The following is an 18,794-nucleotide window of genomic DNA, read 5'->3' as shown; positions in this document are numbered from 1 at the left end:
GTGAGTCAACATCCAGTTTCTAGCGCCCAAGCAACACTGCTACGCGCTGCACAACAACGTATTCTTGTATTAGATGGTGCGATGGGAACCATGATCCAGCAGCATAAGCTGGAAGAAGAAGATTACCGTGGTACCCAGTTTGCCGATTGGCACTGTGATGTGAAAGGCAACAACGACCTTTTAGCCATTACACAGCCGGATATTATTTATCAAATTCATTGTGATTACTTTGAAGCTGGCGCCGATATCGTTGAGACCAATACGTTTAATGCTACCACAATAGCCATGGCCGATTACGACATGGAAGCGCAGTCTAGAGACATCAATATTGCTGCCGCTAAATTAGCCAGAAAAGCCGCTGATGAGTTCACAGCGAAAACCCCTGATAAACCCAGATTTGTCGCTGGTGTATTAGGCCCAACGAATCGTACTGCGTCTATCTCTCCTGATGTTAACGACCCAGGTAAGCGCAACGTGACTTTCGACGCCTTAGTAGAAGCCTATACAGAGTCTACCGAAGCGCTAATCGAAGGCGGCGTAGATTTGATTATGCTTGAAACCATTTTCGATACGCTAAATGCTAAAGCGGCAGCTTTCGCCGTGGAAACCGTGTTCGAAAAACTAGGTAAGTATTTGCCAGTGATGATTTCAGGCACCATTACCGATGCCTCAGGCAGAACGCTTTCGGGGCAAACCTCTGAAGCCTTTTATTATTCAATGCGCCACATTAGCCCGTTTTCGTTTGGCTTAAATTGCGCTTTGGGGCCTGACTTGTTACGCCAATATGTTGAAGAAGTCTCAACTATTAGCGAGTGCCTTGTCTCTGCTCACCCCAATGCGGGTTTACCCAACGAGTTTGGCGAATATGATTTAGAAGCGCCTGAAATGGCCGAGCATATCAAAGAATGGGCAGCATCAGGTTTAGTGAATATTGTGGGCGGCTGCTGTGGCAGTACGCCAGAACATATTCGTGCTATTGCCGAGGCGGTAAGCAGCATAGCACCAAGAAAAGTGCCTAAGTTCGAACCCAAAATGCGTTTGTCTGGCCTTGAGCCGTTTGTACATTAGGAGGCAGCGTGAGCGCACAATTTTCTACATTTATTAATATTGGTGAACGTACTAACGTTACCGGTTCAGCACGTTTCAAGCGTCTTATTCTTGAAGGCGATTATGAAACGGCTCTTGATGTTGCCCGCCAGCAAGTGGAAAGCGGCGCGCAAATTATCGATATCAATATGGACGAGGCCATGCTTGATTCCAAGCAGGCCATGGTTACCTTTTTAAACCTGATTGCGTCCGAGCCCGATATCAGTCGGGTTCCTATTATGATTGACTCATCAAAATGGGAAGTGATTGAAGCGGGGCTAAAATGTGTGCAAGGCAAGGCGATTGTAAACTCAATCAGCCTTAAAGAAGGCGAAGAAAGCTTTCTTGCCCAAGCACAAAAAATCAAACGTTATGGTGCTGCCACGGTAGTCATGGCTTTTGACGAAAAAGGCCAAGCCGATACGCAAGCTCGAAAAGTAGAGATTTGTCAGCGCAGTTATAAATTACTGACAGAGTCTATCGGCTTTCCGCCAGAAGACATTATCTTTGACCCGAATATCTTTGCGGTAGCAACGGGTATAGAAGAGCACGATAACTACGCCGTAGACTTCATAGAAGCAACCCGAAAAATTCGTGAGCTTTGCCCTTATGCGCATATCTCGGGGGGGCTTTCTAATATATCGTTCTCGTTTAGAGGTAACAACCCTGTTCGCGAAGCGATGCACTCGGTGTTTTTGTATCACGCCATTCGTGCTGGTATGGATATGGCTATTGTGAATGCGGGGCAGCTTGAAGTTTATGATGAAATACCAAAGGAGCTTCGCGAAGCGGTAGAAGATGTCATTCTTAACCGCCGTAGTGACTCTACGGAGCGTTTGCTTGATATTGCCCCTAACTATCAAGGCGACGGTAAAGCAGCGGCAAAAGAAGATTTAAGCTGGCGAGAGCAAGACGTGAATAAACGTTTGGCCCATGCGCTTGTAAAAGGCATTACCGATTACATCATTGATGATACTGAAGAAGCCCGCCTTCAAGCCGAGCGCCCGCTACACGTAATTGAAGGGCCGTTGATGGACGGCATGAACATTGTTGGCGACTTGTTTGGTGAAGGCAAAATGTTCTTGCCTCAAGTTGTAAAATCGGCGCGGGTAATGAAAAAAGCCGTGGCTCATTTACAGCCTTACATTGAAGCCGAAAAATCCGATGGTACTAAGAGCAATGGCAAAATATTGCTTGCTACCGTGAAAGGCGACGTTCACGACATTGGTAAAAACATTGTAGGCGTTGTACTTCAATGTAATAACTTTGAAGTGATTGATCTTGGGGTGATGGTGCCCGCTGCCACTATCTTGCAAGTGGCAAAAGATGAAAACGTAGATATGATTGGCCTTTCTGGCCTTATTACCCCTTCACTTGATGAAATGGTGCATGTGGCAAAAGAGATGGAGCGTCAAGGCTTCGACTTACCGTTATTAATTGGCGGCGCAACTACTTCCAAAGCACACACTGCGGTGAAGATAGAGCAAAACTATCATGCGCCTGTGGTTTACGTACCCAATGCGAGTCGCGCTGTTGGCGTGTGTCAAAAACTACTTAATCGTGGCTCTCGAGATATTTACGCCGAAGAACTGGCAAAAGAATACGACAAAGTACGCGATCAGCATGCTCGTAAGAAGCCTCGAAGTAAGCCTGTGACCTTAGCGCAAGCGCGAGCTAATGCCTTCACGCCAGATTTTACAGAAGCACCGGTAACCCCTAAAAAATTAGGCGTAACGCCAGTGGATGTAGATATTGCTACGCTGCGTCCGTATATCGACTGGACGCCCTTCTTCCTAACCTGGTCTTTGGCTGGTAAATACCCACGAATTTTAGAAGATGAAGTCGTTGGGGAAGAAGCAAGATCCTTATTCGCCGATGCTAATGAGATGCTAGATAACATTATTGCTAACAACTCATTAGCCGCTAAAGGGGTTATTGGCTTATTTCCTGCCAACCGCGTAGATGATGATATTGAAGTGTATACCGATGAGTCGCGCTCAGAAGTGCAAGGTGTAGCGCATCATCTTCGTCAACAAACCTTAAAAGATAAATTTGCTAACTACTGCTTAGCCGATTATGTTGCAGAGAAATCATCAGGTATTAATGATTATATCGGTGCTTTCGCAGTGACAGGCGGAATAGGTGAAGATGAGCTAGCCGATAGCTTCATTAAAGCTGGTGATGACTACAACGGTATTATGGTGAAAGCCGTGGCCGATAGGTTAGCCGAAGCATTTGCCGAATACCTTCACGAACAAGTGCGTAAAGTGTATTGGGGCTATGCCGAGAGTGAAAACTTAACCAATGACGACCTTATTCGTGAAAAGTACCAAGGTATTCGCCCTGCGCCAGGTTATGCCGCGTGCCCAGAGCATACCGAGAAGCAGCTTATCTGGGATTTATTATCGGCGGAACAACACACCGGCATGAAACTAACCGAAAGCTACGCCATGTGGCCAGGTGCGGCGGTGTCGGGTTGGTATTTCTCCCACCCTCAAAGTAAATACTTTGCCGTGGCTAAAATACAAAAAGACCAAGTGGAAGACTATGCCACGCGCAAAGGTTGGATACTGGAAGAAGCTGAGAAATGGTTGGGGCCTAATTTACATGACTGAGTCGTTCTCAAAGCCGTTTAGCCAAGCGTGCGAAAACAATAAAGCGCCAATCTTAGCTGTGCTTAATCGCACGTTTGCTAATTGTAAAGGCGTATTAGAAGTTGGCAGTGGGACAGGTCAGCACGCGGTATATTTCGCTGAAAACTTGCCGCATTTGCAATGGTATTGTAGCGACCAACCTGACTATCATGAAGGTATTATAGCCTGGTTAGAAGAAGCTTCGTTACCCAATGTCACAAAGCCCGTGGCGTTAACTATAGGTAAAGACAGCTTTCCATCGCTACCCATTCAAGGTATCTACAGTGCTAATACCGCCCACATTATGCAGCGTCATGAAGCTGAACTGTTGATGAAATCAGTAAGTGAATACTTACCTTCGGGTGGTGTTTTTTGTCAATATGGCCCCTTTACTATTGGCGGCGAATTCTCTTCTGAAAGTAACAGAGTATTTCATGAATCACTTATCGAACGTGGATATGGTGGCTATCGTGATATCAGCGAGCTGACAGCATGGAGTAATGACTTAGTGCTGCGTGAAATACATAAGATGCCGGCCAATAACTTGTTATTGGGGTGGCATAAGCCGTAACCCTTATGTTTTTCCGCATACAGCCATGATGTATTTGGTCGTGGCTGTATTGTTCATCTTGTATTTTTAAAAGAGTCTTGAAGTCGTTTCGAAATAGTTTAAAAATTTTGGAAATTTTCGAAGACCTATCTTCTGTTATTACTCTAATCAGTTTTCAGCATCTCATTCTCTGTTGGCTTTATTCTCTATCAGTGTTTTATTCACTGTAGCATTTCTTACTGACATCACAGCTTACAGCTTACAGCTTTTTGTATCGACTTCCCTTCATTGATTGCAGTAAATTTAACCACTTAAAGCTAACTTGTGTGCAAAATAAACAAAAATATCTAATCTGTTTTTTAAACTTTAGTTGAATTGGCTTTTTGCGTTAAATATGAGTTGAAATCGACTCGCTTGTATTGGAAAGTAATAATGCACTGATTATTATGAGTAAAGTGGAAGGGAGCGCCTTTTACTATTTTAAGAGAGTGGACGATATTAAGCGCCAGATGTTCATTATCTATTGCGCGCGACTAAAATAAAAAAACAAATAGAGTAGTAATCATGAGTTCATTGTCCCTTCAGAAGAAGTTTATGTTGATCGTGGGGGGAAGCATTGCAGTTATGTTGCTTATCACCGCGTTCTTTTTGGTGAATATAGTTGGTGATAGTACGAGGCACCAAGTAGAACAAGAAGTTGCAGCACTAGTGGCTAACGAAGCCGATTCAGTGGAAGCTTTTTTTTCCCTCTATGGTGGTGTAGCCAAAACCTTTTTAAGTAACCCTTTTCTTAAAGATTTCTTTATACAACACACCCGTCGTGGTGCCAGTGAAGCCCAACTGTCTGACGCCGCCACTGTTTACACTGTTTTTGACAATATAAGTAGCCAAGACACTAATATTAAGTCGGCTTTTTTTGCATCTGCCGCTACCAGTGAGTACTTTTTTGAGCAAGGGCGTGTTGGGGTTGATGAAAGCGGCCCTGATGCTGGAGATGTGAATAAAGGCTACTTTGCATCTAAACGACCCTGGTTCCAAACGGCGGTAAGCAAGGGAGAGCTTTACGTTACCCCTCCCGCGGTAGATTCGCAGGATGGCAGTGTGTCAGCGGTAGTACAATCACCTGTTTATCAAAACGGTAGGCTGATAGGCGTAGGTGGCATTGATATTCTTATCAGTACCATAGGGTCGGTTATCGACAATATTCGGTTTGAAGGTCAAGGTACTGCGTTCCTACTGGATGAGAACCAAAACATTGTTTACTTTCCAAAGCAAACCACACCGCTCCCGCTGAGCTCGTCGTTAACGTCATTTGATTCAGTATTTAGTGATACTAAGGGTTTTAGTGCCTTGTCGAGAAAGATAGCGTCGACATCATCAGGGCAAGTGTCAGTAATATGGCAAGGTGAAGAATACGTGGCGATATTCAGGCACGCTAAGCTTGATAACCCTACGATGGATTGGTCGTTAGGTATTTTGATCCCCGCGAGTATTATAGCGGCACCAATTAATAACGCTATTTCTACCGCAGTTATTGTGGCACTAGCGATTATTTGCCTTATTGCACTTATCACTTATGTAGCCAGTGCAAAAATCACTCAGCCGTTAACCAAAATGCGTGTTGCAATGGCGGATATCGCTAGTGGCGACGGTGATTTAACAAAACGATTAGACATTACTAGTAAAGATGAAATTGGAGCATTGGCGGTAGAATTTAACCGTTTTACCGACAAGCTCCGAGGTTTGTTAACGGAAACGGCATTAAACACTAAGGCTGTTTCCGATGCAGCTGATCATTTACGAGACGTATCCCAAAGTACCAGTGCAGAAATTCATCAAGAGCGAAGCCAAGTTGATAATGTATCTTCTGCGGTTACTCAAATGGCCGCCACAGTCGTGGAAATATCAACAAATGCGGCGCACTCTAGTGAAGCGGCTAACCGAGCAGAAGCTATTGTTACTCAAGGTAGTCAACAAGCAAAAGACGCCATGGCTGAAATCACTTCTTTAGCCGAAGCCATCGACCAAGGGGTGGAAGTGGTGAGTGGGTTAAGTCAGGAATCGGATAACATTGGCGCGGTAATCGATGTTATTAACAGTATTGCTGATCAAACTAATCTACTTGCACTAAATGCTGCCATAGAAGCTGCTCGAGCTGGTGAGCAAGGCCGAGGATTTGCTGTCGTTGCAGATGAAGTCCGCTCTCTTGCCAGTCGTACGCAAGAGTCCACCACGGATATCCGTAAAATGGTAGAGCGTTTGCAGCATATGGCAGAGCAAACTGATTCAGTTATGCAAACAGGCAAGGGCCTTTCTCAAAGTGGCGTTGAAAAAACCGCTAAAGTGGTGACTTCGTTGGAGCAAATCAATCAAGCGATAGGCACCGTGCATGAACAAAGCACGCATATTGCCCATGCTACTGAGCAACAAACTGAAGTCGCCCAAGATATTCATAAATCTTTGGTGGCAATTACAGGTTTAAGCGATCGTACAAGCCAACACGCAGAAGAACTGGCGGTTGAAGCAACCCAGCTTAGCGGTGTATCAACTGAGTTAAATGATTTGGTAGGGCAGTTTAAAATTTAAGTACCTATAAGTACTTATTGAGGCCGCACGGTTGCTTTGGCTAACGAGATAAATTCGTCAACAAACCCAATTGGGTCAACCTCTTTTCGGTGACCCAAATATAAGGTTTTCTGTAAGCCCTTTTCACCTAAGGGCTTATACGTTAACACCGCAGATTCTTTCGCTTCATCAACCAACCATTTAGGTAGTGCGGTAACACCGCGCCCCGCTGCCACCATTTGCAAAATAATTTCTGTGGTTTCAATGGTTCTGTGTTGTTTCACGCTTGCCCCAGCAGGGGTAAGGAAACCTGAAAAAATATCCAGTCTATTGGTTTCTACCGGATAAGTGATCACCACTTCATTGGCTAATTGCGCAGGTGTGATATAGGCGCATTCAGCCAAAGGGTGCTCATTATGCATCACCAATACTTGTTCGTAATCTAATACGCCGGTGTAACTTATTGTATCTAAATGTAATGGGTCGGGCGTGAGTAATAAATCGATGTCGTAGCCATGTAAGGCTTGTAAGCCACCGAATGAAAAGGCCCGTCTTACGTCAACGTCTACATCGGGGAAGGCCTTTAAAAACGGTGCAACCACTTTTAACAACCATTCGAAGCAAGGGTGACATTCCATTCCAATACGCAATATACCTTGCTTGCCTTCCGCCATACGGCGAAGCTGTGCTTCGGTATGCTCGAATTGAGGAAGCACTCGCTGAGAAAGCCCAACCAGGCTTTTGCCAGCTTGGGTTAACACTAACCTTCGCCCTTCCTTTTGCCACAGTGGCAACGAAAAGCTTGCTTCAAGCTTTTTCATCGAATGACTAAGCGCTGACTGAGTAACGAACAACGACTTGGCAGCTTCCGTCATGGTGCCGTGTTTATGAATAGCGCTAATTATTTTAAGGTGCTGACGTTCAATCATAATTTATGAATTTTGTTCATGTATTAACGCAAATATACCATTTTTTTTATCAATCGTGTCATGAACATGGGGTAGCTCGCGATAATATCTAGACAAGTGATTAATCGTTAATAACTTCCACCGCAGTGGAAAGTCGATTACCTATAATATCTCTTATCACAGAGGTAATTTCTCTAAAGGTCTTGCGCCCCGGGGCGGTATTTCTCCATGCCAAGGAGTGCTGCCTTTCAATAGGCATACCCTCTATTTCACAAACGTGAAGTGCTTCAGGGTGATGCAACTCTGAATGTATATATAGCCCCGGCAAAAATGCAACGCCCATACCCATGACTACCATTTGTCGCAGTGTATCTAGGCTTGTTCCTTCATAGTCTCGTTGCAGGTCTGCGCCAATTTCATCGCAAATATGTTGCACTTGATGATGAAAGTGGTGTCTATCTTCTAGCGTGAGTACTTTTTCTCCAGCAATTTGCTCAGGGCGAACAAAGGCATTTCCGGCAAGCTTATGATCAGAAGGCACAACGAATTTAAGCGGTTCGTTAAACAGAGGCTCAGTTATAAGCTGCGAATATTCACTGGAAAGTGGTGAGATAATTAAGTCGTATTCACCGTGCAGCAATCCATGTTGTAGTGCCTGTGGTGCAGCTTCTCGCACGTAGAATCGAAGCCCTGGCTTGCGCTGATGCAATTCGGGTAAAATATGGGGCAACAAGTAAGGACCAAGCGTAGGGGGGATACCAAGGCGGAAAGTAACCACTTCACCTTCAGCCAGATCCCGTGCTATTTCATTGAAACGGTGATTCGCTTGAAGTACTTCTTCCGCCGCTTCGAGTAGCGCTTTGCCTTGAGGCGATAATAAGGTGCCAGTTCTTGAACGTTCAAATAAGACTAAATCTAAACTGTTTTCAAGGGCATTAATTTGACTCGTTAAAGTAGGCTGACTAATACCTAGGCTTGTGGCTGCTTGACGAAAGCTTAAGTATTTAGCTACTGCAACAAAATAACGAATTTGGTTAATAGATGGAGTTTTACCGTTCAGTAACATGGTTATTACGTCGCCTTAATTTTTTTAATTCTCACGCTTGATAGGTGTAGGCTATCACGAACTAGTGTATTAAACTATTAATCTATCAGGTGACACTGGTGCAGACAGTAAAAAAATAATTATTCAATGGAGATATTTATGGATCACGTAATTTCAGGTGTAGCTAAATTCCAGAAAGAAGTTTATCCAGGAAAAAAAGCAGCTTTCCAAAAACTGGCGAACGGTCAGAACCCAGAAGTGCTTTTCATCACGTGTTCAGACTCTCGTATAGATCCAAACTTGGTAACGCAAACCGAGCCGGGTGAATTGTTTATCTGTCGTAACGCGGGCAACATCGTGCCGCCGCATAGCAACCAAACGGGCGGTATGACTGCCTCAATCGAATTTGCTGTTGCAGCACTAGGCGTTACGCATATCGTTGTTTGTGGACATACAGATTGTGGCGCAATGAAAGGCGCATTAAAGCCAGAAGGGCTTTCTTCATTGCCGCACGTTAAAGAGTGGCTGGGCCATTGTCGCGCTGCAACTGAAGTTGTTAAAGAGCGTAGTGGTTGTTCTGAACTAACCCACGATCACCTAGAAGATGTAACGAAAGAAAACGTGGTACAGCAAATTCAGCATTTACGTACACACCCTGCTGTTGCCGCAAAAATTGCGAACAAACACGTTACGCTTCATGGTTGGGTTTATAATATAGGTAGTGGCGAAGTGTTGTGCTACAACAGCGAGTCTGGTGAGTTTGAGGTAATGGATCAATCTCACGCAGAAGCGCAGCTTAAGCGATAAGCACTTTTGCGCGATAAGAATTTAGGAAACATTCCATGTTTAAGTTAAATGTAAGTAATTTACGTGGTGACATCACCGGTGGTTTAACCGCCGGTATTGTTGCCTTGCCGCTAGCCTTAGCGCTAGGGGTAGCCTCAGGACTTGGTCCGATGGCCGGCCTTTATGGTGCTATTGCGGTGGGTTTCTTCGCCGCGTTGTTTGGTGGCACACCCTCACAAATCTCTGGGCCTACAGGGCCTATGGTTGTTGTATTAGCAGGTTTGTTTGCCAGCCTCTCAGGCGATGCAAGCTTGATCTTTACCGCAGTTATACTCGCCGGTATTTTTCAAATTATCTTCGGCTTCTTAAAAGTTGGGGAATATATCCGCCTAGTTCCATACCCTGTTATTTCAGGCTTTATGTCGGGTATTGGTGCCATTATTATCATTCTACAATTAGGCCGCTTGTTGGGGCATGAGCCTCCAGGTGGCACTATTGGCGCATTAAGCTATCTACCCACAGCACTTGCAGATATTAATTTTGCAACGCTAGGCTTAGGTATTGGTACATTAATTATTGCCTACAAATGGCCTGCGTCATTAGGTAAATATGTACCGGGTGCGCTAGCAGCACTGATCATTGGTACTCTTGTAAGCTTGGCGTTATCTGTACCTATCTTAGGTCAAATTCCTACGGGCTTACCAAGCATCCAAATGCCAGTATTCGAGCAAGGTACAGCATTACTAATTTTAGAAGCTGCGTTTATTCTTGCAGTTCTTGGCGCTATCGACAGTTTGTTGACGTCATTGGTAGCAGACAACATGACCCGTACTCGTCATGACAGCAATAGAGAGCTAATCGGTCAGGGTATTGGTAACACCGTAGCGGGTTTAATTGGTGGTATTGCGGGTGCCGGTGCAACCATGCGAACGGTTGTGAATATTCGTAGCGGTGGTAAAGACCGTATTTCGGGTATGGTTCACGCATTGGTTTTACTTGCGATAGTGTTGGGTCTTAGCCCGCTCGCGGCGCAAATTCCTCATGCTGTACTTGCTGGTATTTTGGTTAAAGTGGGCTTAGATATTATCGATTGGAGCTACTTAAAGCGTGCTCATAAGGGGCCTCGTTGGGACTTCGGTCTGATGATATTGGTACTTGCACTCACTGTGTTTGTTGACCTTATCACTGCTGTGGGTGTGGGCGTGGTATTCGCAGCCCTTGCTTATGTGCGCCAAGTTGCTCACTTGCAATTAGAAGAGCTTCGCAAAATTCCAGAGTCGCTTAACGATCCAGAAGAAAATGCATTACTTGAGTCGCTTAAAGGCAAGGTCTCTATTTTCAGCTTCGGTGGCCCGTTAAGCTTTGGTGCTGCTGCTGATGTAGGTCACCATGTAAGAGATAACGTGAAAGCGGGATCGAAGGTGATGATCTTAGATTTCACCCGTGTGCCTACTGTGGATGTCTCTGCAGCAATGGCGGTAGAAACAGTGACTGTGGATGCTATAGCGGCTGGTAGACAGTTAGTGATCTGCGGTGCTAATGCCGCTGTGAACGAAGTGTTAGAGAGTATCTGTGTTAATCATCCAGGCATCGTTATTTATGACAACCTGCATGATGCATTGCTTTATGCGAAAAAAAAAGTGACGGAAACACCTAACCAAGAAGTTAATTTTAAGGCTGTATCGCAATCTTAACTTACTGTTAAATAAGATTATTTAATGAAAGCCCTTCTCATGAAGGGCTTTTTTTTTCGCTTTTTTCATTTCCTGTCACTTTTTATTAATTGAATGTTCAATTTAACTTAACGTAACTGTCACATCTGCTTTTTAAGGTGGTTGGGTAAAACACACTCAAACGATTAAAAAGGGAACATTACACATGACGCGTTACCATCTCATTGCACTTAGTGTACTTGCCGGATTATCAGGCACATCGAATAGCCACGCCGAAGCGATAGCCGAAGATAAATCTAATGAAATAGAGGAAATTACGGTTGTTGGCCGAAGCGTGTCATACGCTAATAACGCCGCTTCTGACGACATGCAAAAGCAACAAGCTAATTTAAGCAGTGTGCTTGCTGTTGTAGATAACTTACCGGGTGTACTAATTAACGAAGGGGATACCTTTGGGGCCGATGATTGGTCTACTTCTATTGTTATTCGCGGCTTTCAAGTTAACTTGAACGAACAGCAAATCGGTATGACAGTAGATGGTATTGCCAACGGCAACTCTAACTATGGTGGCGGTGCTAAAGCAAACCGCTATATCGATACCGAAAACTTACAAACCATTGAGGTATCGCAAGGCACGTCCGATATTGCTTCTCGCTCTCATGAAGCGCTGGGTGGCACTTTAAACTTCACTACTATCAATCCTAGTGAGGAAGAAGGCTTTGTTGCAAGTGTTACGGCGGGTGAGTTCGATGCGTCTAAATACTATGTGCGTTATGACACCGGCGAGATCTTAAAAGATACGTATGCATGGATAAGTCTTTCTACGCAAGAAAGCAGTGATTTCATGGATCAGGTAGCTGAAAACACCCGTGACCATCTAGCGTTGAAAGTTACCTCTATGGTGGAAAACGTTGCGTTAACTGGTTACGTCTCGTACGACGATACCCACGAAGAAAACTACCAGCGTATCTATAGCCTAGAGCAATATGCGCAAAACCCAGACTGGGATCAGCTTACCAGTGAGTGGACGGGTATTCCTTATCAAGATCAATCTTATCGTCGAGGCTGGTCTACGCTACGGGAAAACCTATTGGCCTATTTAAAAGCTGAGTTCTCTGTTGGCGCGGTCGATATTTCTACTAGTGCCTATTATCATGAGAACGAAGGGCGTGGTGATTGGGTACCGCCTTACCTTGTAGACGTAAAAGATGACGGCACTGAAGGTCATTCAGAGTTGGTTAATGGGAATACGGTTTACGGTGGGAGCGCACTGGGCAATATTTATTTTGTCGACCGCGATGGCATGCAGCTTTCTCCTATTGCTGGCTGCGAAAGCTCAATTACTTTTCCTTATGGTGGCGCGGGTGCAGAGTACGATCCAAGCTGTCATGAACAAGGTGCAATTCCAGTTGGTTCATACCGACACACCCACTACAACAAAGAACGCATCGGTTTTAATGCAGATGGTATCTGGTACGCCAAGTTAGGCGAATTCGATAACACGCTTCGCTTTGGTTTGTGGTGGGAAGATTATGAGCGTGATGAGTACCGAGACTGGCACAAAATTACCGACTCAGCGATTGGGTACGATTTTAATAACTCGCCTTACTGGGTACAGTATGACCGCAGTTTCCCCGTTGATACCCTAATGTATTATGTAGAAGACGAAATTGATTTTGGGGTAGCGAAAGTACGTCTAGGCGCTAAGCGTTTCAACGTTGATATTGCGAAGAACGATAATTTCGACAGCGCTAACAACTTAGAGGTTAATTCAGATTCTGACACGCTATTTTCTGCCGGTTTTGTAGCGCCTATCGCAGTAGATGGGTTGGAGCTCTTCGCTGGTTACGGTGAAAACTTCGCTTCAATTAAAGATGCACAACTTGAGCGCGACGACACGGATTTACGCTTCATTGAACCAGAGACCGCAGAGAACATTGATGTGGGTCTTCGTTATTCAAGTGCTAAATTCAATGCCAATATTACTTATTACACCATCGAGTTCAATAACCGCATTCAATTCACCAGCAATGAAACTGCTAGCGGTATCGACTTCTTAGAAGCCGCGGCAGGTGGATATAGAAATGTGGGTGGTATTGAGTCTAGCGGTTTTGAAATGTCTGCAGACTTTGCGATTACCGATAACCTTACTGTATTTACGTCACTAACGTTAAGCGAGTCGGAATACATTGAAACCATTGGTGGCACGGGTACGCAGTATGACTCACTGGCTAGCGCACAAGCCGCTATTGCCGATACTACTAACGCTGAGTCTTCACTGGTAGCTGTAAAAGGAAATACGGTTATTGGTACGCCAGATACCATGGCAGTTATTAGCCTAGATTGGAGTAAAAACAATTATTTCGCAGGTATATCGACAAAGTATGTCGACTCTCGTTTCATCGATATTTACAATACCGCTGAAGTAGATGACTATTTAGTTAGCGACCTTTATATTGGTGGTTACATTAGCAATATAGGTCAAGGCATGGAAGAACTTGAAGTTCGCTTAACCGTAAACAACGTGCTAGATGAAGATTATGCGTCTACCATTGCCCCTAATGCATTTTGGATAGGTGCGCCACGCGCGGTTGCCATTAATGCGCGTTTAACGTTTTAATTCACTGTAAGACGGGTTGCTGTAACGTACATTTCGAGTGCGTTGCAGCGGCTCATACGGTATGGAGCAGTTACATGCCAAAAGTAGGAATGGAGCCCATTCGAAAGAAGCAGCTAATTGATGCCACCTTGGTGGTCATAGCTGAGTACGGGTTTCACAGCGCCACAATTAGTTTAATTAGTAAACAAGCGGGTCTTTCAAGCGGTATTATTAGTCATTATTTCGGCGGTAAGCAGGGGTTAATTGAAGCCGCTATGCGATACCTGCTCGAAAAGCTCAAACTCCAAGGGAGTTTTAGTAGTCATTTAGAGCGTATTGACACCATTATAGAAAGCAACTTCTCGGTTGAACAGCAAGAGTCGTCGGCAACGAATACATGGCTAAACTTTTGGGCTTTGTCGTTACATAGTGAGGGCTTACATAGACTTCAGCGAATTAACCACAAACGACTAGAAAGCAACCTAACTTATAGTTTTACAAACCTTATCCCTAGAGAGCATGCGAAAGAGGCAGCGTTGTCTACCGCAGCCATGATTGATGGTTTTTGGTTACGTAATGCCCTTGAAGGTGAAAGGCAAAATACTAAGGAAAATGTGACTAAGGCAAGCAACGCAGTTAAGCGTTATGTACGATTGGTGCTATCACAATATCAATAAAACGGTGTCTTATTACCAGTAAAATCGGCATGTAAGTCGCCGGGAAGTTGACGTTAAAAGCCTTCAATCATGAAAGCGGCATTTAAAAATACAGTCATCAAAGAAGCCCACACGGACAAAGCGTCCGCATGGGTATCCACTTACATTACCAAATACGAACACGCTCTTCTGGCGGAAGATACAAGTCATCGCCAGGTTGCACGTTAAACGCTTCATACCAGGCGTCGTGGTTGCGTGGGGCTTGTGCACGGTAACGACCCGGAGCATGCGTTCCACCACGTAGCTGGTTTAACATGCTTTCCTCGGTACGCTTTTCACGCCAGACTTGCGCCCATGCAAGGAAGAAACGTTGATCGCCAGTTAGGCCATCAATAACCGGCGCTTCCTCACCATTTAAGCTTAGTTTGTAAGCATGATAAGCCATCGACAAACCACCTACATCACCAATATTCTCGCCTAAGCTATTACGGCCATTAACGAAGTTACCTTCAATCGGCTCATATTGGTTGTATTGCTCGGCTAACATATCTGCTTTTTTCTCAAATGCAGCGCGGTCTGAGTCAGTCCACCAGTTGCGCTGAATACCATTAGCATCAGACTTAGAGCCCTGATCGTCAAAGCCATGTCCCATTTCATGACCAATAACTGCGCCGATTGCGCCATAGTTTACCGCGGCATCTGCGTTAGGATCGAAAAACGGCGGCTGAAGAATAGCGGCAGGGAAAACAATTTCATTAAACGAACTGTTGTAATACGCGTTAACCCGTTGCGGGGTCATGCCCCAGCGCTCACGGTCGGTTTTATCTAGTTCTTTTTCGATATCTTCAGCTTTAAAGAATTCTCTTAGGTGACGTACGTTCCCCACCAAATCATCACTGTTAATGGTTAGTCCATCGAAAGATTGCCATTTGTCTGGGTAGCCAATTTTAGGGCGAAACGCCATAAGCTTTTCTTTCGCATTTACTTTGGTTTCCTCTCCCATCCAGTCTAGGTTATCGATACGCTCACCTAGCGCGGTACGTAAATTCTCAACCAGCTCGGCCATTTGCGCTTTCGAGCTTTCTGGGAAGTACTCAGTAACGTATATCTTACCTATAGCAAACCCTAGAGATTCCGTGCTCGACATCTGGCTTACTGCACGTTTCCAGCGAGGGCGAGGCTCTTGCTGACCACTTAACGTAGTACCATAGAAATCAAAGTTGGCTAAATAAATATCTTCCGATAGTAAGCCAGCGTTGTTTTTAATGGTGTGGTACGTCAGGTAAGCCTTCCAGTCATCAAGGCTGGTCTCATTGATAATATCAATGACATCTTTGATAGGCTCAGGTTGGGTGATATTAAGTTCAGGGGCTTGAAAGCCGGTTTGTGCTAGAAAAGTGTCCCAATCAAATTGAGGATAAGCATCGGTAAGTTTGCTGCGTTCAATTTGATTCAATGTAAGGTCGCGGTCGCGGCGTTTTTCACGCGGCCACTGGATGTTTGCTATTTCGGTTTCAAGTTGAAGAATAGTGGCTGCTTCCTCTGCGGCATTTTCAACGCCTGCAAAGTTTAACATCTGTTCAATGTGCGCAAGGTAAGCTTCACGAATTTTTACGAACCTTTCGTGATCGCTAATGTAGTAATCGCGATCGGGTAAGCTAAGGCCACCAACACCAACGCTAAGCTGGTACTCATTAGGATCTAAACGGTTGTACCACATGCCAGTATCAATAGGAGAGCTAGCACCGGTGAGCCAACTTTTACCAAATACTTCGGTCAAATCTTTGGTTGAAGCAATAGCATCAATAGACGACAACACATCAGAAATAGGTGTAAGGCCTTTTTCATTAAGGGTTTCTACATCCATATAGGAGACGAAGAAATCATGAACAAGCTGCTCATCAGCGTTCAAGTTTTCTTTTTCCATTAACCCGTCAATAATATTTTTAACCTGCTCTTCACTGCGCTCGGCTAGGGCAGTAAAAGCACCAAATCGGGTTTTATCTGCAGGAAGCTCGTAATTGTCGTACCAGGTACCGCCAGCGTACATGAAGAAGTCATCGCCAGGTTTAACCGCCTCGTTTCGGGCAGATAAATCTACGCCAAATGAACCGAGTTCAGCCTGACCCATTTCTTCTTCCATCGCCGTCTTGTCAGCTGCTTGTTGTTTATTTTGTTCTGGCTGACCACAGCCTGCTAAGCCCAGCGATGCTGCTATGGCTAGCGCGAGTAGTTTTTGTTTCATATCGTTTTCTCATTATGATTATTCACCGCTAATAAAGGATTAGGGGTGTTTGTCGTTTTAAGGGTAGGTGTTATATCGTTATTAAAAGGTAAAACATCTTGGGCCTGATTGAAATACGCCACAATATGTTCTGATTCTTGTTGTAAAAATGACGCTACAGCATCATGAAAGGGGGCCGAAAATAGTTCATGTTGCGATTGGCAGTAAATAGGTTCAAAACCACGAAGAATTTTATGTTCGCCTTGGGTGCCAGGGTTAAAAAGTGGAAGCTTTTTTTCAATCGCAAAAGCAATACCCTCAAAATAACAGCACGCAAAATGTAAGCCGCTGACTTCCTCTAACGCGCCCCAATATCTGCCATATAAGCCTGTATCATCAAAAAAGAACAAAGCGCTGGCGATAGGAGAGTCATGTTTGTAAGCCGTGACAATAAGCATGTTCTTGGCCATGGTGTTACGCAACTGCCGAAAAAACGTCTCGTTTAAGTAGCCTGTATGCCCGCTGCGCTTTAAATACGTTGCTTGATAACACTGCAAGAAAAAGTCGATGACCTCATCGGTTATTTCACTGCCGGTTAAATGATGGTAGCGAATGCCTTGTTCAACAAGCTTTCGCTGTGTTTTTTTCATGTCTCGGCGCTTGCGTGATGTTAGCGCATTCAAAAAACTGTCGAAATTGGTATATTGGTAATTGTGCCATTGAAATTGAACGGCGTAGCGGGTGAGCAAGCCTGAATGATTAGCGAGTAACGCTTGAGTGAGGCTATTAGTAAATAGCCAATGACAGGAAGAGACGGCTTCTTCGCCCATGGACTGCACGGCTTGAGAAATAAGGGCTAAAAGCGCGTCACTAAAGGGCGCCTTTTCATGCGTTAGTATTCGCGAACCAGAGACTGGCGTAAAAGGAATAGCAGCAACCCATTTAGGGTAATAAGGAATACCGTGCTGGTGGTAGGCATTTGCCCATGAATGATCAAACACGTACTCGCCGTAACTGTGTGTCTTTAAATAGCCGGGTATAATGGCTATTACCGTGCTTTCAACAGACGAAGGGCACGCATCCTTGTTAATAGCCGCCTGGTCAGTCGTTTGCGCTTGTTCAATGACAAGATGTTGCGGGAACCAGCCTGACGCTTCATCGCAGCACGCACTTTGTTCTAGCGCATTTAAAAAGTCGTAACGTAAAAATGGGCCTTCGCCTTCTGCAAGCGCATCCCATGTAGCTTGGGGAACATCCGACACCGCACTAACAACTTTTACCTTATATTCCATGCTTACGTTTACTTTATTCACTTTCGTTCAACGACGCTAAAGATTACCATTAATAGTAATATAACGAGATTGAAAAGTATTTTAAGAAGGTTTCGATTAATAAAATGTCAGAATTTGACAGAAAATTCATTACCGACGCGATTACCCGCATGCTTGCACGACGAGAGCATAGCTTTTCAGAGATTTGCCGCAAGCTTTCACAAAAAGGCATCGAGAGTGAGGCGTTTATGCCTGTACTGGAAGCCTTTCGGGAGGCGGATATTCAAAGTGACGAGCGGTTCGCTGAAAGTCGCGCCCGTGCTTTGTACATGAAAGGCTCTGGCCCTCGAAAAATTAAACTCGATTTGCAGCAATACGGGGTGGATGAACTTGCCGCTGAACAGGCCCTTGATGAAATAGAACCTGACTGGTTTGAAAAAGCGAAATGGGTTAAAGACAAAAAATTTGGCCCCTTCAAAGAAACCGATTTTAAGCTATTGATGAAGCAAAAGCAGTTTCTTCAATATCGAGGTTTTTACAGCGAACACATTGAATATGCCGTCAAAGGTGAATAAAAATCGCATAAAATTCATTTATGCCCTTTATAACGGGTATAAAAGGGCTTATTTATACTAGTAGAGCAGGCTATGGGCTTAACAAAAAAGCGCTAACCATGGTATTGTTGCGCACATCCGTGCGAGGGCATGAAATGCATAAACAGCTAGGCGCTTATTAGAAAGGTTAATCTAAGGATTAATCGGCTAGTGGCATCAATCCCGCACATTCTCATTCAATGTA

13 protein-coding genes are annotated in these 18,794 nt (G+C 44.6%); 9 read left to right on the top strand and 4 right to left on the bottom strand.

Features of this window, described 5'->3' with window-relative positions; genetic code table 11:
* The 4 genes from C7Y69_RS04790 to C7Y69_RS04775 all read left to right on the top strand — a co-directional run bounded on the left by C7Y69_RS04790 (nt 1) and on the right by C7Y69_RS04775 (nt 6,855).
* Nucleotides 1-1,068, top strand: coding sequence for a homocysteine S-methyltransferase family protein (locus C7Y69_RS04790; protein ID WP_126871967.1), 1,068 nt, complete (start codon nt 1-3; stop codon nt 1,066-1,068).
* An 8-nt stretch (nt 1,069-1,076) separates the two neighbouring features.
* Complete coding sequence (gene metH / locus C7Y69_RS04785) at nt 1,077-3,701, top strand: methionine synthase (protein WP_126871966.1); 2,625 nt, start codon at nt 1,077-1,079, stop codon at nt 3,699-3,701.
* Entirely contained in the window at nt 3,694-4,290 is a 597-nt protein-coding gene (locus tag C7Y69_RS04780) for a DUF938 domain-containing protein (RefSeq protein WP_126871965.1), read from the top strand. The genes metH and C7Y69_RS04780 overlap by 8 nt, the downstream gene beginning before the upstream one ends.
* 543 nt (nt 4,291-4,833) lie before the next feature.
* Nucleotides 4,834-6,855, top strand: coding sequence for a methyl-accepting chemotaxis protein (locus C7Y69_RS04775; RefSeq protein WP_126871964.1), 2,022 nt, complete (start codon nt 4,834-4,836; stop codon nt 6,853-6,855).
* Between the two features lie 14 nt (nt 6,856-6,869).
* Here the strand turns inward: C7Y69_RS04775 and C7Y69_RS04770 are convergent, their stop codons facing one another.
* Nucleotides 6,870-7,763, bottom strand: a complete 894-nt coding sequence (locus C7Y69_RS04770) for a LysR family transcriptional regulator (protein ID WP_013785075.1) — start codon at nt 7,761-7,763, stop codon at nt 6,870-6,872.
* Between the two features lie 100 nt (nt 7,764-7,863).
* A complete protein-coding gene (locus C7Y69_RS04765) occupies nt 7,864-8,808 on the bottom strand; it encodes a hydrogen peroxide-inducible genes activator (RefSeq protein ID WP_013785074.1) in 945 nt (314 codons plus the stop codon).
* Between the two features lie 138 nt (nt 8,809-8,946).
* On the opposite strand from C7Y69_RS04765, the gene C7Y69_RS04760 reads away from it, so the two are divergent.
* The 4 genes from C7Y69_RS04760 (at nt 8,947) to betI (ending at nt 14,522) form a co-directional block, all read left to right on the top strand.
* Nucleotides 8,947-9,594, top strand: a complete 648-nt coding sequence (locus C7Y69_RS04760) for a carbonic anhydrase (RefSeq protein ID WP_126871963.1) — start codon at nt 8,947-8,949, stop codon at nt 9,592-9,594.
* Between the two features lie 35 nt (nt 9,595-9,629).
* Nucleotides 9,630-11,267, top strand: coding sequence for a SulP family inorganic anion transporter (locus C7Y69_RS04755; protein WP_013785072.1), 1,638 nt, complete (start codon nt 9,630-9,632; stop codon nt 11,265-11,267).
* A 184-nt stretch (nt 11,268-11,451) separates the two neighbouring features.
* Nucleotides 11,452-13,866 (top strand): TonB-dependent receptor domain-containing protein, encoded by a 2,415-nt coding sequence (locus tag C7Y69_RS04750; RefSeq protein WP_013785071.1) that lies wholly within the window; start codon nt 11,452-11,454, stop codon nt 13,864-13,866.
* Between the two features lie 74 nt (nt 13,867-13,940).
* On the top strand, nt 13,941-14,522 hold the full coding sequence (gene betI / locus C7Y69_RS04745) for a transcriptional regulator BetI (RefSeq protein ID WP_013785070.1): 582 nt from the start codon (nt 13,941-13,943) through the stop codon (nt 14,520-14,522).
* 145 nt (nt 14,523-14,667) lie between these two features.
* Here betI and C7Y69_RS04740 read toward each other — a convergent pair whose 3' ends face one another.
* Together C7Y69_RS04740 and C7Y69_RS04735 are read right to left on the bottom strand one after the other, a co-directional pair.
* Nucleotides 14,668-16,746, bottom strand: a complete 2,079-nt coding sequence (locus C7Y69_RS04740) for a M13 family metallopeptidase (protein ID WP_013785069.1) — start codon at nt 16,744-16,746, stop codon at nt 14,668-14,670.
* Entirely contained in the window at nt 16,743-18,017 is a 1,275-nt protein-coding gene (locus C7Y69_RS04735) for a GNAT family N-acetyltransferase (protein WP_126871962.1), read from the bottom strand. The genes C7Y69_RS04740 and C7Y69_RS04735 overlap by 4 nt, the downstream gene beginning before the upstream one ends.
* A 104-nt stretch (nt 18,018-18,121) precedes the next feature.
* Here C7Y69_RS04735 and C7Y69_RS04730 point away from each other — a divergent pair, with 104 nt between their 5' ends.
* Nucleotides 18,122-18,571, top strand: coding sequence for a regulatory protein RecX (locus tag C7Y69_RS04730; RefSeq protein ID WP_126871961.1), 450 nt, complete (start codon nt 18,122-18,124; stop codon nt 18,569-18,571).
* Nucleotides 18,572-18,794: the final 223 nt, after the last annotated feature.

The organism is Alteromonas sp. KS69 (assembly GCF_003989595.1).
Classification (GTDB): domain Bacteria; phylum Pseudomonadota; class Gammaproteobacteria; order Enterobacterales; family Alteromonadaceae; genus Alteromonas; species Alteromonas naphthalenivorans.
Note: the sequence above shows the minus strand (reverse complement) of the source record. Positions and strands in the feature narration are given on the sequence as shown.